The 11,204-nt window shown below is 46.7% G+C and carries 10 protein-coding genes; 5 read left to right on the top strand and 5 right to left on the bottom strand.

What is annotated here, in order from left to right; translation table 11 throughout:
- Positions 1-29: 29 nt before the first annotated feature.
- A complete protein-coding gene (gloB, locus tag BS19_RS05955) occupies positions 30-788 on the bottom strand; it encodes a hydroxyacylglutathione hydrolase (protein WP_038173999.1) in 759 nt (252 codons plus the stop codon).
- Positions 789-826: 38 nt separating this feature from the next.
- On the opposite strand from gloB, the gene BS19_RS05950 reads away from it, so the two are divergent.
- Entirely contained in the window at positions 827-1,570 is a 744-nt protein-coding gene (locus BS19_RS05950) for a class I SAM-dependent methyltransferase (protein ID WP_038173998.1), read from the top strand.
- Here BS19_RS05950 and rnhA read toward each other — a convergent pair.
- Complete coding sequence (gene rnhA / locus BS19_RS05945; protein ID WP_038173997.1) at positions 1,567-2,031, bottom strand: ribonuclease HI; 465 nt, start codon at positions 2,029-2,031, stop codon at positions 1,567-1,569. The two genes, BS19_RS05950 and rnhA, sit on opposite strands and share 4 nt — an antisense overlap.
- A 56-nt stretch (positions 2,032-2,087) precedes the next feature.
- Here rnhA and dnaQ point away from each other — a divergent pair, with 56 nt between their 5' ends.
- Both dnaQ and BS19_RS05935 read left to right on the top strand, forming a co-directional pair.
- Entirely contained in the window at positions 2,088-2,825 is a 738-nt protein-coding gene (gene dnaQ, locus BS19_RS05940) for a DNA polymerase III subunit epsilon (RefSeq protein WP_038173996.1), read from the top strand.
- Between the two features lie 8 nt (positions 2,826-2,833).
- Positions 2,834-4,084, top strand: a complete 1,251-nt coding sequence (locus BS19_RS05935) for a TIGR03503 family protein (protein ID WP_038173995.1) — start codon at positions 2,834-2,836, stop codon at positions 4,082-4,084.
- A gap of 63 nt (positions 4,085-4,147) precedes the next feature.
- Here BS19_RS05935 and fadE read toward each other — a convergent pair whose 3' ends face one another.
- Positions 4,148-6,601 (bottom strand): acyl-CoA dehydrogenase FadE, encoded by a 2,454-nt coding sequence (fadE, locus tag BS19_RS05930; RefSeq protein ID WP_038173994.1) that lies wholly within the window; start codon positions 6,599-6,601, stop codon positions 4,148-4,150.
- A 306-nt stretch (positions 6,602-6,907) separates the two neighbouring features.
- Here fadE and lpcA point away from each other — a divergent pair, with 306 nt between their 5' ends.
- Positions 6,908-7,486, top strand: a complete 579-nt coding sequence (gene lpcA, locus BS19_RS05925; RefSeq protein WP_038173992.1) for a D-sedoheptulose 7-phosphate isomerase — start codon at positions 6,908-6,910, stop codon at positions 7,484-7,486.
- A 73-nt stretch (positions 7,487-7,559) separates the two neighbouring features.
- Positions 7,560-8,405 carry a class II glutamine amidotransferase gene (locus BS19_RS05920; protein ID WP_038173991.1) on the top strand — a complete coding sequence of 282 codons (846 nt, stop codon included), beginning with the start codon at positions 7,560-7,562 and terminating at the stop codon, positions 8,403-8,405.
- A 99-nt stretch (positions 8,406-8,504) separates the two neighbouring features.
- On the opposite strand, the gene BS19_RS05915 is transcribed toward BS19_RS05920, so the two are convergent.
- Together BS19_RS05915 and tsaA are read right to left on the bottom strand one after the other, a co-directional pair.
- Positions 8,505-10,220: a proline--tRNA ligase gene (locus BS19_RS05915; RefSeq protein ID WP_038173990.1), complete on the bottom strand. Its 1,716-nt coding sequence runs from the start codon at positions 10,218-10,220 to the stop codon at positions 8,505-8,507.
- A 93-nt stretch (positions 10,221-10,313) separates the two neighbouring features.
- Positions 10,314-11,009, bottom strand: a complete 696-nt coding sequence (tsaA, locus tag BS19_RS05910) for a tRNA (N6-threonylcarbamoyladenosine(37)-N6)-methyltransferase TrmO (RefSeq protein ID WP_038173989.1) — start codon at positions 11,007-11,009, stop codon at positions 10,314-10,316.
- Between the last annotated feature and the right edge of the window lie 195 nt (positions 11,010-11,204).

Raw genomic sequence — 11,204 nt, 5'->3', positions numbered from 1 at the left:
ACAATCCCACAGTGACAAGCAGCAAATCGTTAAAATTCGTTCTTCCACTCACGTAATGCAGTAAAAATGGCGAGTGAGTCGGTTTGAGAGGTACGGTTTGCTACTGAACGCATAATACTTGGTTGGTCAGTACGCAAAAATGGATTAATGCTTTTTTCACGACCAATGGTGGTAGGCAGTGTGGGTTGATTTTGTGCGCGCAAGCGGTTTACTTGATCGCGATACTGTTGCAGTTGCTGATTATCGGGCTCGACAGCGAGTGCGAAAGCGAGGTTACTGGCGGTGTATTCATGGGCACAAAACACTTGAGTCTCTTGAGGAAGCGCCACTAATTTGCTCAATGAGGTATGCATCTGTTCCATGGTGCCTTCAAACACTCGGCCACAGCCGGCTGAAAAGAGCACATCGCCACAAAACAGTTTACCGTCTCCAACGTAACCAATATGACCTAATGTATGCCCTTCAAGGCCGAGGACGAGGAAAATTTCATCAAACAGCTCGATTTGATCTCCTGCGTCAACCGCATGAGTTAACGTTGGGATCGGCTCGTTGGTAGGGCCAACCACATTGACCTGAGGAAATTGGCGCACTAGCTCAGCCACACCGCCGATATGGTCGTTATGATGGTGGGTGATCAAAATCGCTTCTAGGCTGAGTTGATGTTGCTCTAAATAGGCTAAAACTGGCGCCGCATCACCTGGGTCGACTACAGCACAACGCTGATCGCTATTTTCAATCAGCCAGATGTAATTATCATTAAATGCAGGTATGCTTTTGATATTCAACATGGTGGTGCCTCCAGTTACCAAGAGTGAGCAGGTTATATATGAAACCAGCCCGTAGCAAGAAAAAGCTTGAGCAGCCACATTCATGGTCTCAGCTTAAAAATGGTCAATGGGTGAGTGACTCAATTCAGACCCGCATCGACGAGTGGTGCCCAAAGCTATTTGGTTACCATCTGCTTAAGCTTGGCGGCCTAAGTTGTGAGTTAACCAGCTTCAATTGTAACATTCAACATCAAGTTAATTTAGATATTCACAATCCATTGCACAATGTGATTGCTGATAGCTTTGAACTGCCTTTCTTAGAGAAAAGCTTTGATGCCGTGTTGATGGCGCATCAACTGGATTATTGCCGTGATCCGCATCGGCTATTGCGAGAAGTCGACCGGGTAATGATGGATGATGGCTACTTGGTCATCACCGGGTTTAATCCGTTAAGTTTAACTGGCCTTGCCAGTTTGATGCCGTGGCGAAAAAACAACTTACCTTGGAGTGGGCGGATGTATACGCCTGGCCGGATCAAGGATTGGCTCGGGCTACTCAATTATCAAGTGATTGAATGTGACAGCTATGCTTTATTCCCGATGCAACGCTATCGAACCATGTGGACGTGGTTGGAAAACAGTCTCGGAGAGTGGTCGTCACCGATGGGTAGTTTGTACTTTATTGTTGCACGAAAGCGCACTTACCCACTTAAATTACTTAAGCCACATTGGAAGCTGAAACGAAAATTGACGCCGCTTGGCGTCAATTATAATGTAAAAAATCGTCACCAAAACAGCGATTAGTTGGGGATGTAGCCGGTGTCTTCTTCGGTTGGATTTTCAGCGGCGGTACGTGCAAGCTCATCACACATTTCGTTTTCGCGATGACCAGCATGGCCTTTGACCCAACGCCAGTCGATGTTATGACGTTCTGCCTCGGCATCGAGGGCTTTCCATAAATCGGCATTTTTGACTGGTTTTTTGTCGGCGGTTTTCCAACCGCGTTTTTTCCAGTTATGGATCCACTGAGTGATACCTTGACGAACGTATTGACTATCGGTAGTTAAAATAACGTCACACGGTTCTTTAAGGGTTTTCAGCGCAACGATGGTCGCCAACATTTCCATACGGTTATTGGTCGTCAGGGTATAACCCTTGGCTAAGGTTTTTTCCTTCTGCTTGTAACGTAATACAATCCCGTAACCGCCAGGGCCTGGATTACCTAAGCAAGAACCATCAGTGAAAATTTCCACCTGTTTCGTCATGATTTGATACTATTGGGTTAAGCACATTATTGGCATAGTCTGACACACATATTGTTATGAATACTAGCAGCAATTCAAACCAGCACCGCATCATCGTTCTCGATACTGAAACCACAGGTATGAACCTGGATGGCGGGCCTCATTATCAAGGTCACCGAATTATAGAAATCGGTGCGGTTGAGATCATTAACCGTAAACTGACTGGGCGTCATTTTCACGTTTATATCAAACCTGATCGTCAAATTCAGTCTGAAGCGGTGGAAGTTCACGGTATTACCGATGAGTTCTTGGTCGATAAGCCAGAGTATCGAGAGGTTCACGCTGAGTTCTTAGACTTTATTAAAGGCGCCGAACTGGTCGCACACAATGCGTCCTTTGACGTCGGCTTTATGGATTCTGAGTTTGCGATGCTCGATCCTAGCATCGGGAAAACGGTGGATTACTGCAAGGTAACCGATACCCTTGCGATGGCGAAAAAGATTTTCCCTGGTAAGCGAAATAACCTTGATGTGCTTTGTGATCGTTACGGAATTGATAACTCGCATCGTACTTTGCACGGCGCTTTGCTCGATGCTGAAATTCTAGCGGATGTCTACCTGCTAATGACAGGTGGGCAAACATCGCTGCAGTTTAACGCAGGTAATGCTAATGACAGCGGTGGTGAAGAGATAAAACGTGTCGCGAGCGGACGAAAAGCGCTAAAGGTTTTACGTGCATCCGCCGATGAATTAGAAGCCCATAAGAATAGATTAGATATCGTCGAGAAGAGCGGAAGCTGCCTCTGGCGTCAGTAGGAGAAAGGATGTTGAGGTTCTGGATTACCATAATTGGTCTGTTATTGAGTGCGCTCTGTTACAGCGCCCAAAGCTCCTCAATGTCTCTGCTCGACAATCGCTTTCGAGTCGATCCGTCGATCAAACAGATTACCTTTGTTATCTATCGAGCGCAAAGCTCACAGCCAGTTGTGTTGGTTAGGCCGGATGGCAAGAAGTACTACGCTTGGCGCAGTCCTGATAATGTCCGTTGGTATCAAGAGTCTTCAATGGACATCATCTCGATAGACAATCCAATGCCAGGGCCTTGGCAAGCGATTGGTAAGGTCACGCCTAAAAATAAAATCAAGCTAATATCCCATCTCGAATTATCAAGCGATGTACTGCCTAAGCGGTTGTTCCAAGGCGAGTCACTTAAATTTGAAGCGCGTCTGACGTCAGATGATAAACCTTTAGTATTGAGAGACTTCCTCGACCGGGTCAAACTTAAAGTCACGTTTACTAAGTTTCTTGAGAACGAGGAGACCTTAGTCAAAGAAGCTCGACCTATTCCAGAAGTGATCGGTGAGTTTGCCGATGATGGTCAAGATCTTGATGAAGTCGCTGGCGATGGTATTTTTACCGTGGCTTTGCCAATTGTTAGTGAGCCGGGTAAATATCGTGTGCGTATCACCTCTGGCAATGGCGTATTTTTGCGTGCTCAAGAGCAAGAAGTGCTGGTTTATCCAACGCCAATTATCTCGACTTTTGTTCAGTCACGAGAAGAGGGGGTTACCAATAAGTTGGTTTTCTCCGGTGAGCAGGGAATGATTAAACCTGGCTCTATTGTTGGTCATGTTGAACATATCGCTCCTGATGACAACGCCATTACTGTTCAAGGCTCAGCGCAACAAGAAAGCAGTAAGCTCGAACTTGAAATTCCATATAGCGATAATATTGGTTTGTATTCGTGGACGGGGAAAGTGTTTGCCAGTGAAATGGGCTCAGATAGACCGCTTATTTTCCCGCTGACGGAACACACCTATAGTGTGGTTGAAGAGGTCGATATCGCCGCCACTCGTCGTCTGCAGGAACAAGAGCGTCTCAAGCAGCAGAAATTGATGGAGGAGATGCAACTGATCAAAATGCGCGAAGAAAAACGTACTCGCAGCTATATTATCATCGCAGTGGGCAACTTAATTGCTCTGATCCTTGGCATCCTTATCTGGTTTGTGCGCAGCAAGCTACGGGCAAGCAAACAGGCGATTCCAGAGATGCAGCTAGAGATGCCGAAAAAGTAGACACTCAGAGGTGACTAAGATAAAAAAGGGCTGCAATCGCAGCCCTAATTGTTTTATTCCAGCTTACGCAACTTCAACCATGTTGGGTGCATGCACCGGCATTGGCTTTGCGGCGAGGTCCTCAGGACTAAAGTCATCAACATTAATCACATCCAGACGCTGCTGTTCTGCTTGCTTAAGTAATTCGGCTTGCGCTTTATCTAAGATACCTTTCTCTAGCCCCAGATCAGCGACTTCATCTAAGCGCAAGAATGGACGTCGTTGGCCAGTTTCTTTACATACCTTATCGAACAGTGGTTCCGCTTGCAAAATAACCCCAAGCGCGTGCTCGATTTTACCCGCAGGATTGAATTCACTGGCTTCAAGGTATTGATTGCGGCCGATGCGTGAACGTGTCTCACTTGGTGTTTGCAGGATTTGAGCAACCTTGCTATCGAGTTTGTCACTCGGTGCCGTGCGTATGCGGCCAAACGGCATGATCACCAGACGCAGAGCTTTGCCCAGCAGTTTGTTGGGGAAGTTAGCTAAGAACTCATCAATGGCATGCTCAGCTTGTTGCAAGCTGTCTTGAAGGCCCCAGTGTACCAATGGTAAATCTTCTTGCTGACGACCTTCTGACTCAAAGCGTTTAAGCGTTGCTGAGCTGAGGTAAAGCTGACTTAGGATATCGCCTAAGCGCGCAGACAAGCGCTCTTTGCGTTTCAGTGACCCACCTAAAACTGCCATTGCAATATCCGACAAAAACGCAATATTAGCACTGTAGCGGTTTAGCTGTTGATAGTAGCGCTTAGTGGCATCATTGGTTGGCGCGGCAGATAAGCGGCCATCGGTAATACCTAACCACAAACTACGGACTAAATTACTTAGCGTAAAGCTCACGTGACCGGCGAGCGCGGCATCAAATTTATCTAAAGCGTCAGAACTTTGCGAGTAAGCGGCGTTCATCTCGTCAAGCACATAAGGATGACAACGAATAGCACCTTGGCCAAAGATGATCATCGAGCGGGTGAGGATGTTTGCCCCTTCAACAGTGACAGCAATAGGCGCGCCTTGATAACCTCGGGCGAGGAAGTTTGACGGGCCTAAGCAGATCCCTTTACCGCCGACGATATCCATTGCATCGATGATGCTTTGTTGACCGCGGTGAGTACAGTGGTACTTAACGATGGCCGAGATCACCGATGGCTTTTCACCTAAATCGATACCTGCAACCGTGAGTGCACTGGCGGCATCCATCACATAGGCGTTACCACCTAAGCGTGCTAACGGCTCTTCAACGCCTTCCATGTGGCCAATCGGTTGTTTAAATTGACGACGGATTCGGGCATAAGCGCCAGTCGCCAACGCCGCCGTTTTAATGCCGCCGGTTGAGTTGGATGGCAAGGTAATGCCACGACCTACCGACAGACACTCAACCAACATACGCCAGCCTTGACCAGCCATCTTAGGTCCGCCGATGATGAAATCAAGTGGTACAAAAAGGTCTTCGGCACGCGTTGGGCCATTTTGGAACGGCACGTTAAGCGGGAAGTGACGGTTGCCAATCTCGACTCCTTCAAGGTCCGTTGGAATCAGTGCACAAGTAATCCCAAGGTCAGTATTGTCACCCAGTAGGCCATCTGGGTCACGCAGCTTGAACGCCAGACCAAGTACTGTCGCGACAGGTGCCAGAGTAATGTAGCGTTTATTCCAGGTTAGGCGCATACCAAGCACCTCTTTGCCTTGCCATTCGCCCTTACACACCACACCGAAATCAGGGATTGATCCTGCATCTGAACCTGCTTCTGGGCTAGTGAGAGCAAAACATGGAATTTCTTTGCCTTGAGCTAGGCGAGGTAAGTAGTAATCTTTTTGATCAGTGGTTCCGTAGTGCTGCAATAGCTCACCAGGACCGAGAGAATTCGGTACGCCAACGGTGGATGACAGGACACCCGATACACCGGTCAGTTTTTGCAAGACTAACGATTGTGCGTAAGCAGAAAATTCCAAGCCGCCATATTTCTTCTTGATGATCATGGCAAAGAACTTGTTATCTTTTAGGTATTGCCAAACATGGGGTGGCAGATCGGCCAATTCATGAGTCACTTGATAGTCATTCACCATGGCACACACTTGGTTGACCGGACCATCGAGAAACGCTTGTTCTTCAGCGCTTAACTTAGGATCTTGAATCTGATGGAGTTTTTTCCAGTCAGGTTTGCCTTTGAATAGTTCTGCTTCCCACCAAACCGTGCCGGCATCGAGTGCTTCTTTCTCGGTTTTCGACATCGCTGGCAGCACTTTTTTGAACAACAATAGCGCTTTTTTACTGATCAGCGATTGTCTTATTGATGGCACGGCTAAAACTGCGATGGCGGCGATATAGAGTAACCAGCTTAGTGAACCGACACGGCCAAACACTGAAAGCACCACCATAGTGATGGTCAGTGCAGCAATCGAAGTCAATAGTGAGCTACGGTGGTAGAGGCAGGTGGCGAGCACCACGATAAAGCCAAGTATAGAGAGCAAGATGTCCATATATGTTTTCCTTTTACGACGATTATTGGTTTGTTTTACGTCGATGAGTAGTAAGAGGTCTAACCAGTCAAGTGTAATCAAAATATTAATGAAATGTAAAATGGATAATTGCTTAAAAAGTGATCTAAGTAGAGTGGTTAGTCTAAAAATGCCAACTGGTGCCAGTTTTATGAGCGAAGAGTGACGACAAAAGTGGAATTGTTCTCAACTCACTATCGACAGTGACAAATGTTTGGGTAAACTCTGTTAGTAACGCTTTCTGTATTTATTGCAGAATCATCTATGACAACGATTAGAGATAAACCTATGTACCAGGATTTAATTAAAAGTGAATTGACGGAAGCGGCGGATGTACTGAATAAGTTTTTGAGTGATGACCACAATATCGCTCAGATCGAAGCGGCGGCAAAAATGCTTGCCGATTCCTTTAAGCAAGGCGGCAAAGTGCTTTCTTGTGGTAACGGTGGTTCTCACTGTGATTCGATGCATTTTGCTGAAGAGTTAACTGGACGTTATCGTGAAAATCGACCTGGCTTGCCTGGTATTGCTATCTCTGATCCAAGCCATCTGTCTTGTGTGAGTAACGACTTTGGTTACGAGCACGTATTTTCGCGTTATGTTGAAGCGGTTGGATCGAAAGGCGATGTGTTATTTGGGCTGTCGACGTCAGGTAACTCGGGCAATATTCTAAAAGCGATTGAAGCGGCGCAAGCAAAAGGCATGAAGACCATTGCTTTAACAGGTAAAGATGGTGGCAAAATGGCAGGTCTTGCGGATATCGAAATCCGTGTACCGCACTTTGGTTATGCCGACCGTATTCAAGAGATCCACATTAAGATCATCCATATCATCATTCAGTTAATTGAAAAAGAGATGGAAAAATAAGCACGACAATATTGGTTTAAACAGTATCGGCAACGATGTCGATACTGTGGTTTGCATAGGAGAGTCGTAAACCATGTGTGAATTGCTCGGAATGAGTGCCAATGTACCAACGGATATCTGTTTTAGTTTTACTGGGTTGATGCAGCGAGGGGGTAATACCGGACCGCACCGAGACGGTTGGGGGATTACTTTTTATGAAGGCAAAGGCTTTCGTAATTTTAAAGACCCAAAGCCGAGTTGCGACTCTAAAATTGCTGATTTGGTGCAAAACTATCCGATCAAAAGCCGCGCAGTGCTCAGCCACATTCGGCAAGCCAATCGTGGGGCGGTCAATCTAGAAAATACTCATCCATTTACCCGTGAGTTATGGGGACGTTATTGGACTTTCGCTCATAATGGCCAGCTTAGCGATTATGCTGATTTAGTGACGGGACGTCATCGTCCGGTTGGCCAAACTGACAGTGAATTGGCATTTTGCTGGTTATTGAAACAGATGGAAGATCGTTACCCAGAGCCGCCGCAAGACATGCTCGGCGTGTTTCGTTTTATTGCTCAATGTTGTGACATTCTCAAGCAGAAAGGGGTGTTTAATATGCTTCTTTCCGATGGTGAATATGTGATGACCTTTTGCACCAATCACCTGTATTGGATCACGCGTCGTGCGCCGTTTGGTAAAGCGTCGTTGATTGACGAAGACGTAGAGATTAATTTTCAGGAAGAGACCACACCTAATGACATCGTGTCGGTAATTGCCACGCAACCACTGACCGACAATGAAGCGTGGCACCGAATGAAGCCCGGTGAGTTCGGGATATTCCACTTTGGTGAGATTGTTGATGGCAATGCTGATGAACTGACCGATGTTGCTTTTGCGCCGAAGAAGGTGACCAGTCAGGCTCCGACTCAGCCGCTCGAGTAGAACCGCTTCAGTATCGATCGTTTCTACCTGACCGTTACCCACAAAAAAGGCCGATGTTTATACATCAGCCTTTTTTTGTTTATTGGCGTGCCTAATTAATTAAGCAAGCTGAGCTTTAATATGCTCAACAATATCCGTCATTGGGACGGCAGATTTCTCGCCATTGCGACGGTTCTTGTACTCGAAGTTGCCTTCTTTCATGCTACGGTCGCCGATAATGACAGTGTGTGGTACACCCAGCAGCTCCATATCAGAGAACATCACACCAGGGCGTTCTTTACGATCATCAAATAGGACCTCAATCCCCATGGCCGTCAGTTCGTCGTACAGCTTGCTTGCGGCTTGCTGCACTTCTTCTGATTTGTGCATGTTCATCGGTACAATCGCAACTTGGAATGGTGCCAGTGCGTCAGGCCAGATGATGCCGTATTTGTCGTGGTTCTGCTCGATAGCTGCGGCAACTACACGGGTAATACCAATACCGTAACAACCCATCTCAAGAATGGCGTTCTTACCGTCAGGGCCAAGCACGCCACAGTTCATTTTTTCAGAGTACGTGTTACCTAGCTGGAAAATGTGACCGACTTCGATACCACGCTTAAGTTGAATCGTACCTTGACCACATGGGCTAAGATCACCTTCGACGACGTTACGTAAGTCTTCAATTTGGCTCAGTTCAACATCACGTCCCCAGTTAATACCGAAGTAGTGTTTGTCGTCGATATTGGCACCCGCGCCGAAGTCACTCATTGCTGCCACGGTGCGATCAACGATAAAGGGCAGTTTAAGACCCACTGGGCCAAGAGAGCCAGGACCTGCACCGATAAGCGCACGAATTTCTTGCTCTGAAGCCATTTCAAGTGGCGCTGCAACTTGTTTTAAGTTTTCAGCTTTGACTTCGTTGAGTTCATGATCGCCACGAATAATAAGCGCGATAATTGGTGCTTCAATCTCGTCAGAGGCTTTAACAAACAGTGTCTTAACGGTTTTCTCGATAGGTAGATCGAACTGTTCGACAAGTTCTGCGATGGTTTTCGCATTTGGCGTATCAACCAGCGTCATTGCTTGAGTTGGCTGTGCACGTTCGCCAGCAGGCGCTAGCGCTTCTGCTTTTTCAATGTTCGCGGCATAATCCGACTCTGTTGAGAAGGCAATCAAGTCTTCACCGCTTTCTGCAAGCACGTGAAACTCTTGCGAGCCACTACCGCCAATCGCACCACTGTCGGCCAGTACAGGACGGTAATCTAGGCCCATGCGATCAAATGCTCGGCAGTAGGCATCGTGCATTGCGTCGTAAGATTTTTGCAGACCTGCTTTATCAATGTCGAAGCTGTAGGCATCCATCATCGAGAATTCACGCGAACGCATTACGCCAAAACGTGGGCGGCGTTCATCACGGAACTTAGTCTGAATTTGGTACAGGTTTAGTGGCAACTGTTTGTATGAACTGACTTCATTACGCACTAGGCTAGTGATTACTTCTTCAGCTGTCGGGCTAAGAACAAACGGACGCATATGGCGGTCAGTAAAGCGAAGTAGCTCAGGGCCCATCTTTTCACTGCGGCCTGTCTCTTCCCATAGTTCAAACGGTTGTACAACGGGCATCAAGGTTTCAACAGCATCGGCATTATTGATTTCTTGACGAACGATGTTTTCGACTTTACGCAGCACACGTAGACCGGTAGGCAGCCAAGTATAGAGACCTGAAGCCAGCTTACGGATCATACCTGCACGTAGCATGAGCTGGTGGCTCACTACTTCTGCGTCGTTTGGAGTCTCCTTCAAAGTAGAAAGAAGATATTTACTGGTACGCATTCTATGGTATCCGTTTATTAATGTTTGACAGACATTCCCTTATTGAAAGGGGAATAAAGTTAAGCCGTTTATAATATCAGCCTATTGGCTTTGTCAAAAGCGTTCAATTGCAGTAACCATTACTAAGTTATCGCTTACGCTGAATCTTATGTTCAAATCGAACAAATTTACCGCGTATTGCTTATCATCTGGCTTACCTTTCTTATAGGCAGGACGTGGGTCTTGCGCCAGTACTTGGGCGATGACTTGAGTTTCCATTGCGTGATCGCGCCGTTTTGCCAGTGTCATTTTGGCTTGAGTTGAAAACTCAACCGTTAGCGTCTCGGGCTCTTGTTCGGCATAACCGCCACAGGCATTGCTGATGTTATCGCTGTAGGGAATATAAGGTTTGATATCAATAATCGGCGTACCATCGACAAGATCAACGTTGCCTAAATCGAGATAGATTTGCTCTGCTTGCTGAGTCACTCCGTGCAATGGAATGGCAGACATACCGATGCCATTGGGCCTAAATGTTGCACGGGAAGCAAACACACCAACACGTTCGTTACCCCCAAGACGCGGAGGGCGCACCGTTGGTTTCCATCCTGCTTGCAAATTTTGGTCAAACATAAACAGTAGCCAGATATGGCTAAATTGCTCGATTCCTCGAACTGACTCAAGACAGTTTGCTGCTCCTAGCAAGCGTACCCTTGAGGTCGCCGCAGTGACCAATTTTGGTTGGCGAGGAACTGCGAATTTCTCTTTATATGGGCTTTCAATAATGCCGATAGGTTCGACCGAGTACATGGTGGCTACTTTATGTAAAAAATGGTGGTGGAGAAAATATCATAAAATCACTTTCGTTTCTCTTTGATAATGATTGCTAAATGAAATGTTATAACATAACATTTATTCCCGCGGTGACATCAATACTGAACTGAGTCATTGCATAGAGAAAGTCACTGGGCTTCAAGCACAGTGACGGTGAATCGGTTGGATAAA

Source organism: Vibrio pacinii DSM 19139, assembly GCF_000711795.1.
Lineage (GTDB): Bacteria > Pseudomonadota > Gammaproteobacteria > Enterobacterales > Vibrionaceae > Vibrio > Vibrio pacinii.
This window is presented reverse-complemented; position numbering and strand designations above follow the sequence as displayed.